The organism is Pseudomonas sp. B21-059 (assembly GCF_026016285.1).
Taxonomy (GTDB): domain Bacteria; phylum Pseudomonadota; class Gammaproteobacteria; order Pseudomonadales; family Pseudomonadaceae; genus Aquipseudomonas; species Aquipseudomonas danubii.
The window spans coordinates 2,524,268-2,545,371 of the sequence record NZ_CP087201.1; the positions used below are offsets into that span (position 1 = coordinate 2,524,268).

Annotated in this window: 20 protein-coding genes and 1 pseudogene; 7 read left to right on the top strand and 14 right to left on the bottom strand. The window is 66.0% G+C overall.

The window, feature by feature from the left end:
- The first annotated feature begins 118 nt into the window (after window positions 1–118).
- The 3 genes from kynU (at window position 119) to LOY69_RS11560 (ending at window position 4,293) form a co-directional block, all read left to right on the top strand.
- Window positions 119–1,363 (top strand): kynureninase, encoded by a 1,245-nt coding sequence (kynU, locus tag LOY69_RS11550; protein ID WP_110653023.1) that lies wholly within the window; start codon window positions 119–121, stop codon window positions 1,361–1,363.
- Between the two features lie 31 nt (window positions 1,364–1,394).
- A complete protein-coding gene (locus tag LOY69_RS11555; protein WP_110594942.1) occupies window positions 1,395–2,810 on the top strand; it encodes an amino acid permease in 1,416 nt (471 codons plus the stop codon).
- A 151-nt stretch (window positions 2,811–2,961) separates the two neighbouring features.
- A complete protein-coding gene (locus LOY69_RS11560; protein ID WP_265074577.1) occupies window positions 2,962–4,293 on the top strand; it encodes an OprD family porin in 1,332 nt (443 codons plus the stop codon).
- A gap of 82 nt (window positions 4,294–4,375) precedes the next feature.
- Here the strand turns inward: LOY69_RS11560 and LOY69_RS11565 are convergent, their stop codons facing one another.
- The 10 genes from LOY69_RS11565 to LOY69_RS11610 form a co-directional block, all read right to left on the bottom strand.
- Entirely contained in the window at window positions 4,376–5,728 is a 1,353-nt protein-coding gene (locus tag LOY69_RS11565) for an MFS transporter (RefSeq protein WP_265074578.1), read from the bottom strand.
- Window positions 5,729–5,830: 102 nt separating this feature from the next.
- Window positions 5,831–6,820 carry an amidohydrolase family protein gene (locus tag LOY69_RS11570; protein WP_253166017.1) on the bottom strand — a complete coding sequence of 330 codons (990 nt, stop codon included), beginning with the start codon at window positions 6,818–6,820 and terminating at the stop codon, window positions 5,831–5,833.
- The gene (locus LOY69_RS11575; protein ID WP_016965505.1) at window positions 6,817–7,389 is read right to left on the bottom strand and encodes a 3-hydroxyanthranilate 3,4-dioxygenase; all 573 of its coding nucleotides are present in this window, start codon (window positions 7,387–7,389) and stop codon (window positions 6,817–6,819) included. The genes LOY69_RS11570 and LOY69_RS11575 overlap by 4 nt, the downstream gene beginning before the upstream one ends.
- A 2-nt stretch (window positions 7,390–7,391) precedes the next feature.
- Window positions 7,392–7,826, bottom strand: coding sequence for a RidA family protein (locus LOY69_RS11580; protein WP_102880017.1), 435 nt, complete (start codon window positions 7,824–7,826; stop codon window positions 7,392–7,394).
- Window positions 7,823–8,614 carry a 2-keto-4-pentenoate hydratase gene (locus LOY69_RS11585; protein ID WP_265074579.1) on the bottom strand — a complete coding sequence of 264 codons (792 nt, stop codon included), beginning with the start codon at window positions 8,612–8,614 and terminating at the stop codon, window positions 7,823–7,825. The genes LOY69_RS11580 and LOY69_RS11585 overlap by 4 nt, the downstream gene beginning before the upstream one ends.
- Window positions 8,611–9,645 (bottom strand): 4-hydroxy-2-oxovalerate aldolase, encoded by a 1,035-nt coding sequence (dmpG, locus tag LOY69_RS11590; protein WP_265074580.1) that lies wholly within the window; start codon window positions 9,643–9,645, stop codon window positions 8,611–8,613. The genes LOY69_RS11585 and dmpG overlap by 4 nt, the downstream gene beginning before the upstream one ends.
- A gap of 12 nt (window positions 9,646–9,657) precedes the next feature.
- Window positions 9,658–10,596 (bottom strand): acetaldehyde dehydrogenase (acetylating), encoded by a 939-nt coding sequence (locus LOY69_RS11595; protein ID WP_265074581.1) that lies wholly within the window; start codon window positions 10,594–10,596, stop codon window positions 9,658–9,660.
- A gap of 13 nt (window positions 10,597–10,609) precedes the next feature.
- Window positions 10,610–11,422, bottom strand: coding sequence for a 2-keto-4-pentenoate hydratase (locus tag LOY69_RS11600; RefSeq protein ID WP_265074582.1), 813 nt, complete (start codon window positions 11,420–11,422; stop codon window positions 10,610–10,612).
- Window positions 11,423–11,435: 13 nt separating this feature from the next.
- Window positions 11,436–12,896: a 2-hydroxymuconic semialdehyde dehydrogenase gene (locus tag LOY69_RS11605; protein ID WP_265074583.1), complete on the bottom strand. Its 1,461-nt coding sequence runs from the start codon at window positions 12,894–12,896 to the stop codon at window positions 11,436–11,438.
- Between the two features lie 96 nt (window positions 12,897–12,992).
- Complete coding sequence (locus LOY69_RS11610; protein ID WP_265074584.1) at window positions 12,993–13,964, bottom strand: LysR family transcriptional regulator; 972 nt, start codon at window positions 13,962–13,964, stop codon at window positions 12,993–12,995.
- Between the two features lie 213 nt (window positions 13,965–14,177).
- Here LOY69_RS11610 and LOY69_RS11615 point away from each other — a divergent pair, with 213 nt between their 5' ends.
- Genes LOY69_RS11615 through mnmH form a run of 3 tightly spaced genes read left to right on the top strand, consistent with a single transcriptional unit; the run spans window position 14,178 to window position 16,721 of the window.
- Window positions 14,178–14,543: a nuclear transport factor 2 family protein gene (locus tag LOY69_RS11615; RefSeq protein WP_265074585.1), complete on the top strand. Its 366-nt coding sequence runs from the start codon at window positions 14,178–14,180 to the stop codon at window positions 14,541–14,543.
- A gap of 43 nt (window positions 14,544–14,586) precedes the next feature.
- Window positions 14,587–15,621 carry a selenide, water dikinase SelD gene (gene selD, locus LOY69_RS11620; protein ID WP_047303467.1) on the top strand — a complete coding sequence of 345 codons (1,035 nt, stop codon included), beginning with the start codon at window positions 14,587–14,589 and terminating at the stop codon, window positions 15,619–15,621.
- Window positions 15,621–16,721 (top strand): tRNA 2-selenouridine(34) synthase MnmH, encoded by a 1,101-nt coding sequence (gene mnmH / locus LOY69_RS11625; RefSeq protein WP_170004197.1) that lies wholly within the window; start codon window positions 15,621–15,623, stop codon window positions 16,719–16,721. The genes selD and mnmH overlap by 1 nt, the downstream gene beginning before the upstream one ends.
- A gap of 52 nt (window positions 16,722–16,773) precedes the next feature.
- On the opposite strand, the gene LOY69_RS11630 is transcribed toward mnmH, so the two are convergent.
- From LOY69_RS11630 to LOY69_RS11645, 4 genes and pseudogenes are all read right to left on the bottom strand, one after another.
- The gene (locus LOY69_RS11630) at window positions 16,774–17,115 is read right to left on the bottom strand and encodes a DUF3077 domain-containing protein (RefSeq protein ID WP_265074586.1); all 342 of its coding nucleotides are present in this window, start codon (window positions 17,113–17,115) and stop codon (window positions 16,774–16,776) included.
- A 458-nt stretch (window positions 17,116–17,573) separates the two neighbouring features.
- A pseudogene (locus LOY69_RS11635) lies at window positions 17,574–17,753 on the bottom strand (type II toxin-antitoxin system HicB family antitoxin); the annotation flags it as partial.
- Between the two features lie 189 nt (window positions 17,754–17,942).
- Window positions 17,943–18,998, bottom strand: coding sequence for a permease (locus LOY69_RS11640; RefSeq protein WP_047303474.1), 1,056 nt, complete (start codon window positions 18,996–18,998; stop codon window positions 17,943–17,945).
- 359 nt (window positions 18,999–19,357) lie between these two features.
- Window positions 19,358–20,020, bottom strand: a complete 663-nt coding sequence (locus tag LOY69_RS11645; RefSeq protein ID WP_110594931.1) for a histidine phosphatase family protein — start codon at window positions 20,018–20,020, stop codon at window positions 19,358–19,360.
- 219 nt (window positions 20,021–20,239) lie between these two features.
- On the opposite strand from LOY69_RS11645, the gene LOY69_RS11650 reads away from it, so the two are divergent.
- Window positions 20,240–20,944 (top strand): glutathione binding-like protein, encoded by a 705-nt coding sequence (locus tag LOY69_RS11650; protein ID WP_103740248.1) that lies wholly within the window; start codon window positions 20,240–20,242, stop codon window positions 20,942–20,944.
- Window positions 20,945–21,104 lie beyond the last annotated feature (160 nt).

Consider the following 21,104-nt stretch of genomic DNA (forward strand, 5'->3'; position numbering starts at 1 on the left):
GAATATAAAGGGCCGCCTTTTCTATTATCCAGTAATGACGGCCCTGGCTAGCATCCGGACTCGCTGGTGGCCGTTTGCTGCGACCCCGGCGCCCAATCATCGATACCGAGGGATCGTCATGAGCCGTTCCGCGCCCTGTACCCGGGAGCAGATCCAGCAGTTGGATCAGTCAGACCCGTTGGCCTTCTGTCGCCAGCGTTTTACCTTGCCGCAACACAAGATCTACCTCGACGGCAACTCCCTGGGGGCCATGCCGGCCCATGTTCCGGCACGCCTGGAGCAGGTGCTCAAGGTGGAGTGGGCCGAGGGCCTGATCAACTCCTGGAACGACGCCGACTGGTACCCCGCGCCGCAGCGCACCGGGGCCCGCATCGCCGGGCTGATCGGGGCCCAGGGGCACGAAGTGATAGTGGCCGATTCCACCTCGATCAACCTGTTCAAGGTGCTGGTGGCGGCCTTGCGCATGCAGCCGTCGCGCCGGGTGATCCTGGCGGAGAACGGCAACTTTCCCACCGATGTGTACATCGCCCAGGGCGTCGCGGAGCTGACCGGCTGCCGGTTGCAGTGTGTTGACCCGGAGCAGGTCCTCGACGCCCTCAGCGACCAGGTGGCGATCCTCTCCCTGACCCACGTCAACTACAAGACCGGCCGCCGCTACGACATGGCGGCGATCACCGCGCGGGCCCACGAGCTGGGGGTGCTGGTGGTCTGGGACCTGTGCCACTCGGCCGGCGCCATGCCGGTGGAGCTGAACGCGGCCGGCGCGGACTTTGCCGTGGGCTGCGGCTACAAGTACCTCAATGGCGGCCCCGGCGCGCCGGCCTTTGTGTTTGTCGCCGAGCGTCACATCGCCCAATTGCGCCAGCCGCTGACCGGTTGGCACGGGCACGCCAAGCCCTTCGATTTCAGCCATGACTACCAGCCCCACCCGAGCCTCGACCGGATGCTGGTGGGCACCGCGCCGCAGTTGGGCGTGCTGGCCCTGGAAGCGGCGCTGGAGGTGTTCGACGGCGTTGACCTGCATGCCTTGCGCAGCAAGAGCCTGGCCTTGTCCGAGCTGTTCATCCGCCTGTGTGACGAGCAACTGGCCGGGTTGGGCGTGCAGTTGCAGACCCCGCGCGATGCCGAGCAGCGCGGCAGCCAGGTCTCCCTGAGTCACCCCCAGGCCTACCCGGTGATGCAGGCCCTGATTGCCCGGGGCATCGTCGGCGACTTCCGCGCGCCGGACATCCTGCGCTTCGGTTTTGCCCCGCTGTACAACCGTTTTGAAGACATCTGGACCTGCGTCGACGCACTGCGCGACATCCTCGTCAGCGAGGCATGGAACCAGCCGCAGTTCCTGGCCCGCAAAGCGGTGACCTGAACCCCGTGCCCAGCCTTGGAGCAAGAGTGTCATGACAAAAACAATACGCACCTTCAAACAAGTGGCAGACCGTGAACACGGCCTCAAGCAAAGCCTGAGCAGCGGCCAGCTGTCGATGATCGCCATCGGCGGGGCCATCGGCACCGGGCTGTTTCTGGGCAGCAGTTTCGCCATCGGCTTTGCCGGGCCCAGCGTGCTGGTGAGCTACGCCATCGGCGCGGTAATCGCCCTGTTGCTGATGGGCTGTCTGGCGGAAATGACCGTGCGCCATCCGACGTCCGGCTCGTTCGGTTCATTCGCCGAATTCTATGTGGCGCCCTGGTTCGGCTTTGCCATCCGCTACGCCTACTGGGCCTCCATCGTGTTTGCCGTGGGCACGGAAATCACTGCGGCGGCGATGTACATGAAGTACTGGTATCCCGAGGTGCCCGGCGGTTACTGGATGCTCGGTTTCTCCCTGGCGCTGATTTTGGCCAACGCCTTCAGCGTCAAGGTGTTCGGCGGCATCGAGTATGTGTTCTCGCTGCTCAAGCTGTGCGCCATCCTGGTGTTCATCCTGCTCGGGGCCTGGGTGGTGTACGGCGCGGCGCCCGGCTCGGGCATCGGTTTTGCCAACTACAGCAACGAGGGCGGCTTCTTTCCCAACGGCGCCTGGGGCACCTGGGTGGCGGTGATCGTGGCCTTCTTCAGTTACCTGAGCATCGAGATGATCGCCGTGGCCGCGGGCGAGGCCAAGGACCCGGAACGTGCAGTGACCCGGGCCTTTCGCATCACCATGGTGCGCCTGGTGGTGTTCTACCTGCTGACCATCGCCCTGGTCCTGGCCATCGTGCCCTGGAGCCGCAACACCGGCGGTGAAAGCCCCTTTGTCATGGTCATGGCGGCCACCGGCATTCCCTATGCCGGCGGGGTGATCAATGCGGTGATCCTGGTAGCGGCGCTGTCGGCGATGAACAGCCAGCTGTACATCACCACGCGGCTGATGTTCAGCCTGTCCCGGGCCGGCCAGGCGCCGGCGCTGTTCGGGCGCCTGAGCCGCAACGGCGTGCCCCTGGCGGCGCTGCTGCTGTCGTCCCTGGGGATTGCCCTGGCCACCTTGCTGTACCTGGCCTACGCCGACCAGGCCTTCACCCTGATGATGTCGATCGCCATGTTCGGCGCCATGTTCACCTGGGCCGGGATCTTCCTCACCCACCTGTTCTTTCGCCGGCAACAGGGCTCCGAACCCCTGGCGTTCAAGCTCTGGGGCTACCCCTGGACCAGCCTGGGAGGGCTGTTGCTGATGCTGGCGGTGATGATCACCACACTGTTCACCGAGCAGTTCTTCCTGACCCTGGTCTGCGGGCTGCCGTTCCTGGCGCTGATCCTGCTCATCTATTACCTGCGCTTTCGCGGCCAGCGCCCGCTGGATGCCGCGGCGCCCAAGCCGTTGCCGATCCAACCCTGAGTCCGGACCACCCCGTTTGGGGGAACCGGCTGGTCGGCGAAGCGGTCCGCTTGATCGCTTTCGCCGGCAAGCCGGCTCCTACGGGACCTTTGGGTCCCTGTCGATCCCTGTCGCCACTTCTACAAAAACAATAATCCACAAGGGTTTTGCCATGTCTGACGTAATGCGCCGTTCACCGCTTTTGCTGTTGCCGCTGCTGGGTTGCCTGCCCTGGACCGTCCAGGGGGCCGAGGAGGAGCCGGCCGGTTTCATCGAGGACAGCCATCTGCGCATCCAAGCCCGCAACTACTACCTCAACCGCAGCGTCCAGGACGGCCGTGCCGACCGCAAGGACTGGACCCAGGGCTTTATCGGCCGCTTCGAATCCGGGTTCACCCAGGGCACGGTCGGCGTCGGCGTGGATGCCTTCGCCACTCTCGGGCTCAAGCTGGATGCCTCCGGGGGCAAGACCGGCACCTATAACCTGCCGATCCACGACAACGGCAAGCCGGCGGACCAATACGCCAAGGCCGGTGCCGCGCTGAAACTGAAAGTCTCCGAAAGCGTGCTGCATTTCGGCGAACAGTCGGTGGACACCCCGGTGTTCGCCGTCGGCCACAACCGCCTGATCCCGGAAACCGCCACCGGCTTTGCCCTGGACAGCCAGGAACGGGACAAACTCAAGCTGCAGGCCGGGCATTTCACCTCGGCCACCGGCCACGTCACCACCAACAGCAACGGCGACCTCTGGGCCTTCTATGCTGGCGTCACCACACCCTCGGTGGACTACCTGGGCGGCCAGTACCGGTTCACGCCTGACTGGGGCGCCAGCTTCTATGCGGCGCGTTTCGCCGACATCTGGAACCAGTACTACGCCAACCTCAATGGCCGTACCGACCTGGGGCAGGGCCAGCAGGCCGGTTTCGACCTCAACCTCTACCGCACCCTCGACACCGGTCGGGCCAGAGCCGGCGCCATCGACAACACCACCCTGGGCGCCTCGGTGTTCTATGGCCTGGGCGCCCACCGCCTGACCCTGGCGCTGCAGAACGTCGACGGCAACACCCCGTTCGACTACCTGGGGGTGGGCGACCTGGACCGCAACGGCCGCAATGGCCGCGACCAGGGCGCCTCGATCTACCTGCCCAACTCGGTGCAGTACTCGGACTTCAACGGCCCCAACGAGCGTTCCTGGCAACTGCGCTACGACCTGTCGCTGGCCGGCTACGGCATGCCCGGCTGGAACCTGATGACCCGCTACCTGCGCGGCTCCGGCATCGACGGCACGCACACCCCGGCAGGCAGCGCCTACGCCGGGATGTATGGCCAGGACGGCGTGCACCGCGAGATCAACTTCGAAGCGCGCTATGTGGTGCAGAACGGCCCGCTCAAGGACCTGAGCTTTCGTCTGCGCCAGACCTGGCACCGGGCCAACGTGGCTCAGGGCGAGGGCAATATCGATGAGTTCCGGCTGATTACCGATTACCCGATCGATCTCTTCTGAATCGACCCGGCCTGACAGCAGCGAGCCGCGCCCCCGAAGAAGGCGCGGCTCGCTGCTATTGGACGATAACCTCGGCTTGGGCTCAGTCCTGTTCCATGGCCTTGCTCGTCGGTATTGCGGCCGAATGCCCCAGACGCTTCATCCAGCCCAGGGCCAATCCCGCCAGCAGCACCGGCACGGCGATCCAGGCGAAAAATTGCTGCAGGCCGCCGGCCTGGGCGAACAGCCAGCCACCGAGTAGCGAGCCGATGATCGAGCCGGCACGACCCGCCGCCAGGGCCCAGGCCACGCCGGTGGCCCGGGAGGCGGTGGGGTAGAGGGTGGCGGCCACCACGCTGAGGTTGTTCAGGGTGCCGGTGAGGCTGAAACCGGCCAGGAACACGATGGCCAGGGTGCCGGTGGCGCTGTGCAGTTGGCTGCCGGTGAGGGCCAGGGCGCAGGCGGCGATCAGGCACAGCCAGGGCAGGATGCGCAGGGCGCCGATGCGGTCCATCAGCAGGGCCATGGCGATGCCACCGAGCACGCCGCCAAAGGGGATCATGGCGCTGATCCGTGCCGCGCCGCCGGTGTCGTAGCCGCTGGCCCGCAGCACCGTGGGCAGCCAGTTGGTCAGCAGGTAGAACACGAACAGGCAGCAGAAGAAGGTCAGCCACAGCAGCAGGGTGCGGGCCAGCTGGCCGGGGCTGAACAACGCTGAAAGTGGCGAGCTTGCGCCGGCCTCGCCGCTATCGCCGACCAGTCGCACCCGTTCCCAGTCGGACTGGCCGCTGATGCGGGTGATGATGCGGCGCAAGGTGGCGGTGTGGCGCGGGCTGTTGGCCATGAAGCACACCGATTCCGGCAGCGCCAGGTACAGCACCGGCAACAGCAGCAGGGGCGCCAGGCCGCCGATCAGCAGCAGGCCCTGCCAGCCCACCCGGGGCAGCAGCGCGCCGGCCACCGCGCCGCCCAGCGCCAGGCCCAGGGTGAAGCCGGAATAGCTCAGGGTCACCAGCAGCATGCGCCGCCGCGCCGGGGAGTATTCCGAGCTCAGGGTGATGCAGTTGGGCAGCACGCCGCCCAGGCCGATGCCGGTGACAAAGCGCAGGATGCTCAGCACTTCGATGTTCGGTGAAAGCGCCGTGGCCAGGGTTCCCAGGCCGAAGATCGCCACGCAAATCAGCAGTACGCTCTTGCGTCCGTGGCGGTCGGCCAGGGGGCCGAAGCAGAAGCTGCCCAGGAGCATGCCGAACAGCCCGGCGCCGAAGGCCGGGGCCAGTTGCGCGCGTTCGATGTTCCAGCTGTGGATCAGCTCGGGGGCGATGTAGCCAATGGCGGCCGTGTCGAAACCGTCCAGCAGGACGATCAGGAAACACAGCAGCAACACGCGTATCTGCAAGGCGCCCAGTGGGCTGCGGTCGATGAGTTCACTCAGGTGTTGCGTTCGCTCGTACATGGGTGGCTCCTTATAGGTTTTGTTCGAGGCGGGCATGGGGTGCCCGCCGGATGACCACGGTGACGGGTGCAGCGAGGGGGATGAGGGGCTGAGTGCGGGCACTCAGTACAGGTTGAAGAAGTCCTGGGCGTTGCCGCCGAGCAGGCGTGCCTTGTCGGCTTCGGCCAGGGTCGGGTGTTCGGCGATGCCGCTGCCGATGCGCTGTTCGCCGAGGGGGAAGGGCGAGTCCGAACCCAGCATCACCCGTTCACTGCCCATCACCTCCACCAGCAGTTTCAGGGCGCCGGGATCGAACACCGCCGAGTCGACGCAGAAGCGTTTGACGTAGCTGGACGGCAACTGCGGGCAGTCTTCGCGGACGATGTCGCGGTGACGCCAGGCGTTGTCCACCCGCCCCAGAAGAAAGGCGAAGCCGCCACCGCCGTGGGCGAAGCAGATGCGCAGGGATTCGGGCAGGCGCTCGAACGCCCCGGAGAGAATCAGCGACAGAATCCCCAGCTGGGTTTCCGCCGGCATCGCCACCAGCCACGGCAGCATCCATTTGCGCATGCGCTCGCCGCCCATCATGTCCCAGGGGTGCACCAGCACCGGGATCTGGTTACGGGCGCAGTGATCGAGAAAGGTCACCAGATGATCGTGGTCCAGGTCGTGATTGCCCACGTGGTTGCCGATCTGCACGCCGACGTGGCCGATGGCCTGGGCCCGGCTGGCTTCGGCGCAGGCGGCGTCCAGGTCCTGCAGCGGCACCTGGGCCAGGACCTTGAGCCGGCGTTCGTGGCCGGCGGTCATGGCCATGGCCCGATCGTTCATCAACTGGGCCCAGGGCAGGGCCCGCTCGATGGGCGCGTCGTAGGCGAACATCACCGGCGTGGCGCACATGATCTGCAGGTCCAGGCCTTGCTCGTCCAGGTGCTCGACACGCCGCGCCGGGTCCCAGAGCACGTCGTGCACCGGACGAAAGGCTTTGTCGCCGACCATGATCTGGCCCCGGGCGCCGTCCTTGTGCAGCCAGGGCGCGCGCACCGGGTCCAGGCGCGCGGCCTCGGCCTGGCTGATGTCGGGGAAGAAGTGCGAATGCATGTCGATTTTCATAAGGGGGTCGCTGCCTTGAGGGTGTGGTGCCAGGTCTGCCAGTCGCGGCCCGGGTGGATTTCGCCGCAGCCGGTGCAACGCCGCTGCTCCTGGCTGGTGGCGTAGAACTCTTCGTAGACCGGCGGCAGGTCGTTGACGATGCTCTGCAGCTGCATTTCATAGCGCTGGATCAGCGTGCCGCAGCGGGCGCAGGACCATTGCAGGGCGTCCAGCAGGCCCTTGGGCCGCTGGCGCTCCACCACCAGGCACAGGCTGCCGGGCTCTGGGCGTTGCGGGGAATGAATGACGTGGGGCGCCATCAGGTAGATGTCGCCCTCGCGCAGGTCGATGCGTTCGTAGCGGCCGCGGTCCCAGATGTTCAGGTAGGCATTGCCCTTGAACTGATAGAAGAACTCTTCCATGGGGTCGTCGTGAAAGTCGGTGCGCTGGTTGGGGCCGCCGACCACGGTGACCATGAAGTCGGCGTCCTGCCACACCTGACGGTTGCCCACCGGCGGTTGCAGCAGATGGGCATGTTCGTCCAGCCAACGGTTGAAGTTCAGCGGCGCGCTGTAGTGGTGCTTATCCATTGTTATTGTTCTCGGCGATTGAGCGGGGCGTAGGCCACCGCCTTGATTTCGATGCGCAGGTGCGGATGCGGCAACTGATGCACGGCCACGGTGGTGCGGGTCGGGCCCTGTTCGTCGAAGTACTCGGCGTAGACCTGGTTGTAGGGACCGAAGTCGTTCATATCCACCAGGAAGGCGCTGATTTCCACCAGGTCCTGCAGCCCGGCGTTTTCGCTGGCGAGGATATCGCGGATGTTCTCGATCACCGCCCGGGTCTGGGCGCGAATGTCCAGGCAGGTGGTGCCCAGCTCGTCCACTTCGACGCCGTCGAAGCTGTTGTCCGGGCGCCGCGAGCTGGTGCCGGAGACGAACAGCAGATCGCCGGCGCGCTTGATATGGGGGAAGCGGCCCCGGGGCTTGGCCTTGCCCGGCACCAGGGTCGCGCGGTTGACGGTCATGAGCGTTCCCCTTGGGCCTGGCCGCTGCAGGTGAAGGCGCATTCGCCGTAGCCGGCGATCTCCACTGTCAATTGCGCGCCGGGTGTCAGGGCCACGGCGGCGGTGGCGGCGCCGGCCATGATCAGGCTGCCGGCGGGCAGGCTGATGTCGGCCCGGGCCAGCAGTTGCGAGGCGTGCACCAGGCTGCGCAGCGGATGGCCGAGGATTGCCGCGGTCGAACCGGCCTCCACCAGGGCACCGTCCAGGCGCATCAGTACCCCGGCGTTGGCCAGGGTGGAAAAATCCCGGGACCAGGGGCCGACCACCAGCCCGGCCGAGGAGCAGTTGTCCGCCACCACGTCTTCCAGACTGAATTTGAAGGCCTCGTAGCGCGAGTCGATGATCTCGATGGCCGGGGCCACGGCCTCCAGATAGTCCACGGCTTCGAGCTGGGTCAGCGGCCGGTCGATGGCGCGCCGGGTGAGAAAGCACAGCTCCGGTTCGGCCCGGGGGTGGATGTAGCGATCCAGGTTCAGCTGGCCGCCGTCCTCTTCCAGCATGGCGTCGGTGAGCCAGCCCCAGATCAGGCTGTCGACGCCCATCTGCTGCATCTTGGCGCGGCTGGTGAAGCCCAGCTTGAGGCCGATCATGCGTTCGCCATCGGCGTAGCGGTGGGCCATGGAGGCGCGCTGGATCTGGTAGGCCTGCTCCAGGTTGAAGGGCGTGTGCCGGCTGAACTGGGGCAGGGCGCGAGCCTTGCGTGCGGCCTGATCCAGGGCGCTGGCGATGGGGGCAAGATCGAGGTTCATGGGCGGGACTCCCGGGCAGCGAGCAGGTCGAGGGCGACGTCGACGATCATGTCTTCCTGGCCGCCGACCATGCGCCGGCGGCCGAGCTCGACCAGGATGTCGACGGTTTTCAGGTCGTACTTGTGGGCGGCTTGTTCGGCGTGGCGCAGGAAGCTGGAGTAGACCCCGGCGTAGCCCAGGGCCAGGGTTTCGCGGTCGACCCGCACCGGCCGGTCCTGCAGGGGACGCACCAGATCGTCGGCGGCGTCCATCAGGCGATAGAGGTCGGTGCCGTGGTTCCAGCCCAGCTTGTCGGCGGCGGCGATGAACACTTCCAGGGGCGCATTGCCGGCCCCGGCGCCCATGCCGGCGAGGCTGGCGTCGATGCGCTGGCAGCCTTCTTCCACCGCCACCAGGGAGTTGGCCACCCCCAGGCCGAGGTTGTGGTGGGCGTGCATGCCGGTGGCGGTGTCCGGCTTGAGCACGGCCTTCAGCGCCCGAAAGCGCAGGCGGATGTCCTGCATGTTCATGGCGCCGCCGGAGTCCACCACGTAGATGCAGGTGGCGCCGTAGCTTTCCATCTTCTGCGCCTGCACGGCGAGGTTTTCCGGGCTGGTCATGTGGCTCATCATCAGAAAGCCCACGGTGTCCATGCCCAGTTCCCGGGCGCATTCGATGTGCTGGCGCGAGACATCGGCCTCGGTGCAATGGGTGGCGACCCGCACCACTCGGGCACCGGCCCGGTAGGCGGCCTTGAGGTCGTGCACGGTGCCGATGCCGGGCAGCAGCAAGGTGGCGATGCGCGCGTGTTCGAGCACATCGGCCGCGGCTTCGATCCATTCCAGGTCGGTGTGGGCGCCGAAGCCGTAGTTGAAGCTGGAGCCCTGCAGGCCGTCGCCGTGGGCCACTTCAATGCTGTCGACCCGGGCCGCGTCCAGCGCCCGGGCGATGGCCTGGACCTGATCCAGGCTGTACCGGTGGCGGATGGCGTGCATGCCGTCACGCAGGGTCACGTCGGAAATGTAGAGCTTGTTGCCGGAGGTGGAGGTCATGGCGAAGCTCCTTCAGCGGTTGAGCAGCGACTGGGCCATGCGCTCGGCGGTGGCCAGCGCGGCGCAGGTCATGATGTCGAGGTTGCCGGCGTAGGCGGGCAGGTAATGGGCGGCGCCTTCGACCTCCAGGAACACCGAGGTCTTGAGCCCGCTGAAACGCCCCAGGCCCGGGATCAGCAGCGGCGCCGAGGCCGGAATCGGCTCGAACTGCACCTGCTGCTTGAGCCGGTAGCCGGGCACATAGGCCTGCACCGCCGCGGCCATCTCGCCGATGGAGGCGGCGATCTCCCGCTGATCGGCGGCGGCCGACAGCATCAGCACCGTGTCGCGCATGATCAGCGGCGGTTCGGCCGGGTTCATGACGATGATCGCCTTGCCCCGGGTGGCGCCGCCGAGGGTTTCGATGGCGTGGCGGGTGGTTTCGGTGAATTCGTCGATGTTGGCCCGGGTGCCGGGGCCGGCGGATTTGCTGGCAATCGAGGCGACGATTTCCGCGTAGTGCACTTGGGCCACCCGCGACACCGCGGCCACCATGGGAATGGTCGCCTGGCCGCCGCAGGTGACCATGTTCAGGTTGAGGCTGTTCAGGTGCTGTTCCAGGTTGACCACCGGAATGCAGTAGGGGCCGATGGCCGCCGGGGTCAGGTCGATCAGGCGGATGCCCGGCTTGGCCTGGCGCAGCACGGCCTCGTGGTGCTGGTGGGCGGCGGCCGAGGTGGCGTCGAACACGAGGTCGATGTGGGCGAATTCAGGCATGCGCAGCAGGCCTTCGACGCCTTCGTGGGTGGTGGCCACGCCCAGGCGCCGAGCCCGTTCCAGGCCGTCGGAAGCCGGGTCGATGCCGACCATGGCGCTCAGTTGCAGGTGCCGGGCCTGACGCAGGATCTTCAGCATCAGGTCGGTGCCGATATTGCCCGAGCCGATGATCGCGGCCTTGAGGGTTCTGTTCATGCGTGGCTCCGGTTCATTGGACGCTGGCGAAGGCGGCGCTGACGCTACCCAGGCCCTGGATGTGCGCGGTGAAGCGATCTCCCGGCTGCACCGCGACCATGGGCCCGAGGGCACCGGTCAGGAGGATGTCGCCGGCCCGCAGCGGCGTGCCCAGGCGGGCCAGGGTGTCGGCCAGCCACAGGGCGGCGTTCAGCGGGTTGCCCAGGCAGGCAGCGCCGGCGCCCACCGACACCGGCTCGCCACGCCGAGTCAGGCTCATGCCGCAGCGCACCAGATCGAGTTTTTCCAGGGCCACCGGCTGGCTGCCGAGCACGAACAGCCCGGACGAGGCGTTGTCGGCGATGGTGTCGCTGAGGCGAATGTCCCACTGGGCAATGCGGCTACCGACGATTTCGATGGCCGGCAGGGCAAAGGCCGTGGCGCGGATCAGGTCGGCCACGGTGTGGCGCTCATGGTTCAAGTCATGTTCCAGCACCAGGGCCACCTCGGCTTCGACCTTGGGCTGGCAGGTGTCGCTCCAGGCGATGGGCTGGTCGTCACCGCGGGCCATATCGGCGAACAGCTGGCCGAAGTCCGGCTGGTCCACCCCCAGTTGCTGCTGCACGGCGCGGGAGGTCAGGCCGATCTTGTGGCCTACCGGGCGGCGTCCGGCATCGATGGCCGCCAGGTTGTTGTAGTGCTGCACCTGGTAGGCCAGGTCGGCCAGGGAGGTGTGGGGTTGTGCGGCCTGGGTCTGGGCAATCAGCTCGCGCACCGGGGCGCAGGGCTGGCCGTTGAGCTGGGCCTGGCGCAGGTGGTGCGCCGCTTCAATCAGGTCTGCATGCATGTCGGGGTGCCCCTCAAGGGTTGACGCAGATGGTGGTGATCTCGGAGTAGAAATCCAGGGAGTGACGGCCGCCTTCGCGCCCCACGCCCGAGAGCCTTGTGCCGCCGAACGGCGTGCGCAGGTCGCGCAGGAACCAGGTGTTGACCCAGACCATGCCCACACGGAAGCGCCGGGACAGCTGATGGGCGCGCTTCAGATCGCGGGTCCACAGGGCCGTGGCCAGGCCATAGGCCGAGTCGTTGACCCGGCGCAGCACTTCGTCCTCGGTGTCGAACGGAGCGATGTGGCAGACCGGGCCGAACACCTCTTCACGCAGGCAACGGGCGTGGTCCGGCAGGTCGGTCCAGATCGTCGGCTGGACATAGGCGCCCTGGTCCCGGGCATCGCCGAACTGCGGAATGCCGCCGCCGCTGACCAGGGTCGCGCCTTCCTCCAGGGCCAGTTGGAAGTAGCCCAGGACCTTGTCCCGGTGCTTGTGGGAAATCAGCGAACCCATGTTCACCCCGTCTTCATCGGGGTAGCCGATCTTCAACCGTTCGGCGCCGGCCTTGAGGGCCGCCACGAAGCGCTGGTAGATCGGCCGTTCGACGTAGACCCGCTCCGAGCACAGGCACACCTGGCCCGAGTTGGTGAAGCTGGAGCGCAGCACCCCTGCCACTGCAGCGTCGAAGTCGCAGTCGGAAAACACCACCGCGGCGTTCTTGCCGCCCAGCTCGAAGGACACCTCGCGCACGCCTTCGGCGGCGGCTTTCATGATGGTGGCGCCGGTACGGGACTCACCGGTGAAGGTGATGGCATCGACGTCGCGGTGGGCGGTGAGGAATTCCCCGGCCGAATTCGGTCCGAAGCCGTGCACCAGGTTGAACACGCCGGGCGGCACCCCGGCGTCGCGCATCACTTCGGCCAGCAGGGTGGCGCTGGAGGGGGTGTCCTCGGACGGCTTGACCACCACCGAGTTGCCGCAGGCCAGGGCCGGGGCGACTTTCCAGGTGAGCAGCAACAGCGGCAGGTTCCACGGCGAGATGATCGCCACCACGCCGTGGGGCTTGCGCACGCTGTAGCTGAACACGTCATTGCCGTCGGCGCCGCGCATCTCGAAGATTTCGCCGCCGGATTGGCGCAGCAGCTCGGCGAAGGTGCGGAAATTCTGCACCGCGCGGGCCACGTCCAGGGTCCGCGCCTGTTGCACCGGGCGCCCGGTGTCGGCGACTTCGGCGGCGACGAACGCCTCGAAACGCGCCTCGATGCCGGCGGCAATCCGCAGCAGCAGGTCGGCGCGCTGGCTGGCGCTGTAATCAGCCCAGGGGCCGGACTGCGCCGCCTTGGCCGCGGTCACGGCGCGGTCCACCTGGGATCGGTCGGCCTCGCAGACCTGGCCCAGCACGCGGCCGTCGACCGGGGAGATATTGGCAAAGGTCTGGGGGCTGGCGACGAACTCGCCGTCGATGAAATGGCGCAGCAGGGCAGTGGACACTTGAACCTCCGAAACATGGGTTTCGGGGCGAGTGTAGGAAGGCCTGGTATTAGTGAATAATCAAAGATCGGCCGCTAACTATTAACAATTGGAATATCAGGGTGAAGCCTGGATCGGCGCTTGCCCGCTGTCGGACTCTGCCCGGGCCAGGTCCAGGCACTCGCGAAACAGCCGGGCCGCCGGGCCCAGATTGCGCTGGGCGGCGTAGAAGCAACCGATCTCGCCGAACTGCAGCGGCGCCCCCAGATCGAAAGCCTGGAGCATGCCGGCCTGGATGAACTGCAACGAGGCCTCATAGGGCATCAGGGCCACGGTGCGCTGATCCTGCATCAGGGTGATGTTGGTGAGGATCGACAGCGACTCGGCAACATTGTCCGGCGTCGGCAGGCCATTGTCGGCGAACAGTCGGTCGGCGGTGCGCCGCAGCAGCGAGTCGCGGGTCGGCAGCACCCAGGGGTAGGCGTGCAGGTGTTCCAGGCTGACCGGCATCTGCTGGTGCAACGGGTGATGGGCGCCGGCGACGATGCTCAAGTCCTCGCGGTACAGCACGTCGACCTCCAGGGCCTCGCTGCGCCGGTGCCAGTCGTCCGGCACTCGGCCCACCACCAAATCGACATCGCCCACCGCCAGCGCCGGGAACAACTGGTCCATCTGCCCGACCCGCAATGACACCAGCACCCCCGGCGCGCGCTGCTTGAGCAACTGGATGGCCCGGGGCAGTAGCGAGGTCGAGGCCGAGATCAGGGTGCCGACCATCACCTGCCCCGAGGTGCCTTCCTGGAAGGCGTTGACCTCGTCGGTCAGGGCCCGCAGTTCCGCCAGCAAGGACTTGGCCCGTTGCACCACCACCTGGCCCAGCTCGGTGGCGCTGACCCCGCGGTTGCTGCGCACCAGCAGCGGCGCCTCGAAGTAGGACTCCAGTTCGTGAATGATCTTGGTCACCGCCGGCTGAGTCAGGTTCAGCGCCTGAGAGGCGCGCACCAGCGAGCCGCTTTGCAGCACCTGCTCGAACACCACCAATTGGTGGAACTTGAGCTTGCGGGCGATGGACTGGGTGGTGAATTTCATGGCGGGCTCCGTCAGCGTCTTGCCCTGGCCTCGGGTGAGGGTCGGGGGGGCGCTTTTGTGGGTATGAGGACAAGCGTGCCCGGGCAGGGCGCTGCAAGCCTAACCAAAGTCCGGCGCATTTGCTTGGTTCAAGCGCTACCGCAGGTGTCCGGTCTTGAGGGGCAGGGCGCGGATGCTAGAGTGCGCCACTGATCCGCCGCCCCGGGAGTGACCATGGAATTGTCCGACCACCTGTTGATGCTCGAACGCCAACTGCAACAAGCCGAAGTGCGCGCCGATCGCCAGGCGCTGGAGGCCTTGCTGGCCGATGACTTTCTCGAATTCGGCGCCAGCGGCGGACGTTGGAACAAGGCCCAGGTGCTGCACAGCCTGCCGCAGCAGGACTTCATCGAACGGCGCATCAGCGAGTTTGCGCTGCAGCGCCTGGCGGCCGATCTGGCCCAGGTCACCTACCTGTGCCATAACGCCGCAGCCGGTGGGCGCGCGGCCGGCAGCGCCTGGCGCAGTTCGCTGTGGCGCTGCCGCGAAGGGCGCTGGCAGATGCTGTTCCATCAGGGCACGCCTCGGCCCAGTGCCTGAGGGCTCTGCTAGAATCCCGGTCCCAGACTTGACGAGGTGCCCCATGAGCGAGCCGATTCGCCTGACCCAGTACAGCCACGGAGCCGGCTGCGGCTGCAAGATTTCCCCCCAGGTGCTGGAGGTGATTCTGGCCGGCAGCGGGGCGCAGAACCTCGATCCCAAGCTCTGGGTCGGCAACGCTTCGCGCGATGACGCGGCGGTCTACGCCATCGACGAAGAACGCGGCGTAGTCTCCACCACCGACTTTTTCATGCCCATCGTCGACGACCCCTTCGACTTCGGCCGCATCGCCGCCACCAATGCCATCAGCGACATCTACGCCATGGGCGGCGACCCGTTGATGGCGATTGCCATTCTCGGCTGGCCGGTGAACGTGCTGGCCCCGGAAATCGCCCGGGAAGTGATCCGCGGCGGCCGCGCCGTATGCGACGCGGCAGGTATTCCCCTGGCGGGCGGCCATTCCATCGACGCGCCGGAGCCGATCTTCGGTCTGGCGGTGACCGGGCTGGTGGAAAAACGCTTCATGAAACGCAACGACACGGCCACCGCCGGCTGCCTGCTGTACCTGACCAAGCCCCTGGGGATCGGCGTGCTCACCACCGCCGAGAAAAAGGGCAAGCTGCGCGACGCCGACATCGGCCTGGCCCGCGACTGGATGTGCACCCTGAACAAGCCCGGCAGCCGTTTCGGCAAGCTCGAAGGGGTGACCGCGATGACCGACGTCACCGGTTTCGGCCTGCTCGGGCACCTGGTGGAAATGGCCGACGGTAGCGGCCTCACCGCGCAGATCCACTACGACCGCGTGCCTCGTTTGCCGGGGGTCGAGTACTACCTGGACCAGGGCTGCGTGCCCGGTGGCACCTTGCGCAACTACAGCAGCTACGCCGAGAAAATCGGCCGGGTCCAGGAGCTGCACAAACGCGTGCTCTGCGATCCACAGACCAGTGGCGGCCTGCTGGTGGCGGTGACCCCGCAAGGCAATGCCGAGTTCCTCGCCCTGGCGGCGGAGCTGGGCCTGGAACTGGCGCCCATCGGTGAACTGGTGGAGCGACAGAGCCACGCGGTCGAGGTGTTCTGATGCCTCTGGACTGCACCGACTACCGCGAGATCTTCCTCAACGACCGGCCGATGATGGACACCCGGGCGCCGATCGAATTCACCAAGGGCGCCTTTCCCGGGGTGCTCAACCTGCCACTGATGACTGACCAGGAACGCCAGCGGGTCGGCACCTGCTACAAGCAGCAGGGCCAGCAGGCGGCGATTGTCCTGGGCCATCAACTGGTGTCCGGCGACATCAAGCAACAGCGCGTCCAGGCCTGGGCCGATTTCGCCCGGGCTCACCCCGACGGCCTGCTGTACTGCTTCCGTGGCGGCCTGCGCTCGCAGATCGTCCAGCAGTGGCTCAGGGAAGCGGGCATCGACTACCCGCGGGTTGGCGGCGGTTACAAGGCCATGCGTACCTTCCTGCTGGACACCACCGAACAGGCGTTGCAGCAGTGTGATTTTGTCCTGCTGGGGGGCATGACCGGCACCGGCAAGACCGAAGTGCTGGGCCAGCTGGACAACGCCCTGGACCTGGAAGGCCACGCCAACCACCGCGGCTCCAGCTTCGGTCGCCGCGCCACCGGACAGCCGAGCAACATCGACTTCGAAAACCGTCTGGCGGTGGACCTGCTGAAAAAGCGTGAGCGCGGCGTGCAGAGCTTTGTCCTGGAAGACGAGAACCGCATGATCGGCAGCTGCGCCTTGCCGCTGCCGCTGTACCAGAGCATGCAAGGCTTGCCCATGGTCTGGCTGGAAGACCGCCTCGACAGCCGGGTGCAGCGCATCCTCGACGATTACGTGGTCAACCTCAGCGCCGAGTTCGTGGCCGTGCATGGCGAAGAAGGTTTTGCCCTGTTTGCCGAACGCCTGCTGGAAAGCCTGAACAAGATCCACAAGCGCCTGGGTGGCGAGCGTCACCAGCGCCTGTTCCTGCTGATGGAAGCCGCGCTGGCGGAGCAGGCCCGCAGCGGTGACGTGGAGCTGCACCGGGCCTGGATCGAAGGCTTGCTGGGCGAATACTACGACCCGATGTACGCCTTCCAGCGCGAGAGCAAGGGCGCGCGGATTGAGTTCAGCGGCGATCACGGCGCCGTGCTCGATTACCTGCGCCAGCGCCAGCCGCCATCGCGCTAGCGCTCAATGTTCCGCGCGCTCACATCACCTGAGCGCGCGGTGTGCGTGGGCGTCAGCCGGCAGGGCGTGGACGGTCGAGCAAGGCCTCGACCACAGCCCGGGCCATTTCCACGGAATGCACCATGGACCAGATCAGGCCGCGTTCGATGCCGCTGGCGCGCTCGGTGATTTCATCGGACACCTCCTCGGCGCACTTGAGCAGCAGGGCGACGTGCCTCAAGGCCTCTTCGGCGTTGACCCCGGCTTGCACGCTGAACAGGGTATTGCCCTGGGCATCGCGCAGGCCGAACGGGCGTGCCTGGGTCGGTTTCAGTGCGCTGAGCAGGTTGGCGTTGGCGCGATCCAGTTCGGGGTCGCGCAGTGGGCGGGGTGGATCGGGGACGAGCTTTTTCATTGGGGTACCTACGACTCTAAGGTTAAGTAGAGCCGCCGGTCTCGCTTCCACACGAGAGGGTGGCAGCCGTGCGTGGGTGTGGAAGACCGGGGAGTCTTTTGGTACCCAAAACCCGGCGCACCCGAAGGTGCCCCACGCATGGCCGCCATAACACGTATCTGCAGGCGCAAAGCGTCGGCAGGCGCGTTGAAGCGTTGTACCTATGACCCTTCCGGACTTCCACATCCGAGTCGCTGATGGTGCAGCGACCGGGGGAGACTGCCTGACGAAAACCAAGGGTACAAGCCGCTCAAAGGCGTTGGCGATTCTCTCGGACAAGCCTTACAAAACAAAGCGAAAACTCCGGTTTCGGGAGCGGCATTCCCTGACCAGTGTGTTTCAAGACGATGCGGCGGGGGAGGCGTGGCACTTCGATTGGAAGCCTGTACTCAACGGAGTTGAGCGGGGACAGCCGAGTGTTTGCAGCTGCTCAAATAGTCATCGACCGCCTCTTTGAATGCGGCCTCCAGCTCAGCCAGGGTTTGTCCTTCATAGCTCACCAGGGCACTGATGAACTGGAGCCTGCCAAATAGGCAGTGGTCCTCGGCGCTGACTTCGATAGAGCCGTAGACGCCCTTGTGTTGCAGCAAGTTGTTCACGGTAGCAAGGCCTCCGAGTCTGCGTTGTTCGATGACGTGGCGACGTATCGCGGTCTTTAGCTCAGGACCGGGGTGCGCTTTGTGCAGGTTGCACATTGCGCCGAGATCCAGTCGATGCCAATGCCAAGAGTCGATGTGTCGCTGCCTATCCGGGGCGGGCCCGAAACGGAGGCAGCGACCACCAGGGTTCTACAACAACACCGCACCAATCAACCCGCAAACAATCCCCACCAGCATGGTCAGCACGGCCACGGTCACCAGCACCCGGGCATCGAAGTCTTTGCGCAGCATCAGCAGCGACGGCAGGCTGATGCTCGGCAGGGTCATCAGCAGGGCCACCGCCGGGCCTGTACCCAAGCCCAGGGTCATCATGGTCTGGACAATGGGAATCTCTGCCGCTGTAGGGATCACGAACAGGGTTCCGGCAATCGCCAGCGGCACCAGCCACCACAGGCTGTCACCCATGGCGCCGTCGATATGGGGGAACAGCCAGACCCGCGCCGCGCCCAACACCAGTACCGCCAGCACGTAGATCGGAATGGTGCTCCAGAACAGTTGCCACAGGGTCTTGCCCCAGCGGCTGAGGAACGGCTGGTCGTTCACCGTGCTGGCTTCCACCACCGCATCCACCGCGGCTTCCGGCAGTTGCTCGGGGCCGGCGACCCGCTGCGCCACCAGGGACACGCCCAGCACCAGGACAATGCCCGCCACCAGGCGCAGGGCGGAAAAGCCCCAGCCCAGGACAAAGCCCATGAACACCAGGGTCGCGGGGTTGAGCACCGGGTTGGCGATCCAGAACGCCAGGGCCGCGCCCACCGAGACCTTCTGCCGACGCAGGCCAGCAGCCACCGGCGCGGCGCAGCAGGAACACATCATGCCCGGCAAGGCGAACAGCCCACCGCGCAGGGTCGAGCCGAAACCGGCGCGGCCGAACAGGCGCAGCAGCCAGTCCCGGGGAATCAATACCTGCAACAGGGAACCCAAGATCACCGCCAGCACCGCGGCTTTCCAGATGGCCAGGAAGTACACCTGGGAATAGGCCAGGGCGGCGCTCCAGGGCGAGCTTTGCTGATCGTTGAGGATCGACGCGCCGATGCTGTGGCTGTCGGCGGCGACAAAGGCCTTGAGGTAGTAGGGCGACCACTTCACGTAATACAGGCCGATGGCGGCCACGAGCAGGAACAGCAGGGGTTTGCACCAGAACGCCCAGCCGCGAGCGGGCTGGGTGGAGGCGAGGTTGGACATGAAGGGGTTTCCGCACAAAGACAATAAGCGCGAATTGTAGCCGCTGGCGCCGGTGCGCCGCGAACCGATCTCGTCCGGCCTTGCCTGGCGATCCCCCGTCGGAGCGCTGTCAGCCTTGAGAGCGCCGCGTCCCTGCGGGCCGTTCGCAGCCTGCGGCAGCGGCTACACCAATCTCGGATCGGCACTGGCCCTGTAGCCGCTGCCGAGCGTCAGCGAGGCTGCGCAAAGGCCCGCAGGGCCTTGCCTGGCGATCTCGTGTCGAACGCGCAGCAACCTAAAGATCGTGGCGTCTCCTGCGGAGCCGTTCGCAGCCTGCGGCAGCGGCTACAGGGACGGAGGGCGCCTGTAGTCCGGAACCATCAGCTCGGGCAATCCTGCTCGCCGCCGTCCAGGCCCTGCTTGTAGCTCTGGCTGTGCAGGCTGGCCTTGCCGTTGCGCCAGGTCAGGGTCAGCACGTACAGCGAGTCGAAGTCGCTGGAGGCCCAATCCTCGGTAATCGGGCGCCGCTGGCCCACGGCTTCTTCGGCGACCTTGTTGATCAGCTCCGGCAGGTAGCCGTGGGACCAGGCGGTGTAGATGATCGAGTTGTGGTAGCGGTCGTGCAGCAGTTCGTCCGCCAGGTCGCTGGTGTCATTGGCGGCAAAATCGATGTTCACCGGCAGGCCGAGCTTGATGGCGCTGGGGCTGATGGTCATCAAGGGGCGGATGTAGCTGTAGGAATTGTCCAGCTCGCCTTCCTCGACATTGCGTGTCGGGTTGGCGGCGAACACGTACTGCGCCTTGCCGAACTTTTCCGGCAGCAGCGAGGCCAGGTCGATGGCTCGGTTCAGGCCCTGGCAGTTGAGCTGGCCGAGGCCGCCGGCGGGCTTTTCCGCATGGCGCAGGAACACCAGGGTCTGAGTGCCGTCCACCGGTTGTGCGCGGCTGACGCTGGACTCAAGCGACAGGCACAGGGCGCTGCCCAGCAGCAAGGCCGGTAGCAGCAGGTAGGCGCGGTTCTTGAAGCGGCGGAGCAGGGGCATGGCGGGATTCTTCAGCGCAAGGGGTGGAGGCTGACAAACCTGTGTATTCCCTGTCATCACGGCCGGTGAAGGCAGTGCTTCTGAGTCCCTGGACGGCGTTTGGTTCGATGAGGCGCCAGACTAACCGCGGTATGTTGCCGATTTAAGAAAACCCGGCGGATAATCCCCAGCCGTTGCCTCGTGTGGCGCCCCCCTTTTGACTGTCATTGGAAGCCTGTCATGACCGATCTTTCCGCCTTTGCCGTGACCCAGAAATGGCCTGCGCAGTTTCCCGAATGGATTCAACTGTATTCCCTGCCGACCCCCAATGGGGTCAAGGTTTCGATCATGCTCGAAGAGATCGGCCTGCCTTATGAAGCGCACCGGGTCAGCTTCGAGACTCAGGATCAGATGACCCCGGAGTTTCTCAGCGTCAGCCCGAACAACAAGATCCCGGCGATTCTCGATCCCCATGGTCCTGGCGACCAGCCTTTGGCGTTGTTCGAATCGGGGGCGATCCTGATCTACCTGGCGGACAAGAGCGGGCAGTTGCTGGCCCAGGAATCGGCGGCGCGTTATGAAACCATCCAGTGGCTGATGTTCCAGATGGGCGGCATCGGGCCGATGTTCGGGCAGGTGGGGTTCTTCCACAAATTCGCCGGCAAGGACTACGAGGACAAGCGGCCGCTGGAGCGTTATGTGAACGAGGCCAAGCGCTTGCTGGGGGTGTTGGACAAGCACCTGGAGGGGCGCGAGTGGATCATGGGTGAGCGCTACACCATTGCTGATATTGCGACCTTTCCGTGGATTCGGAATTTGGTTGGGTTTTATGAGGCGGGTGGGTTGGTGGGGTTTGATCGCTTCCCAGAGGTGCAGCGGGTGCTGGCCAAGTTTGTGGCGCGGCCGGCGGTGATCCGTGGGTTGGAGATTCCCAAGGTGGTTTGAGGTGTTTTTTTAGGGGGCGCGCGCGAAAGGGGTAAATATCCGGTGCTGCGGTTATCGCCGCTGGTGGTTTTGCCTTTATGGCGGGGGAGTGGGGTACATATCCGTTGCTGCGGTCACGGCTGCTTAGGGTTTCGCTCTTGCGGCGAGTGGGATGGAGTAC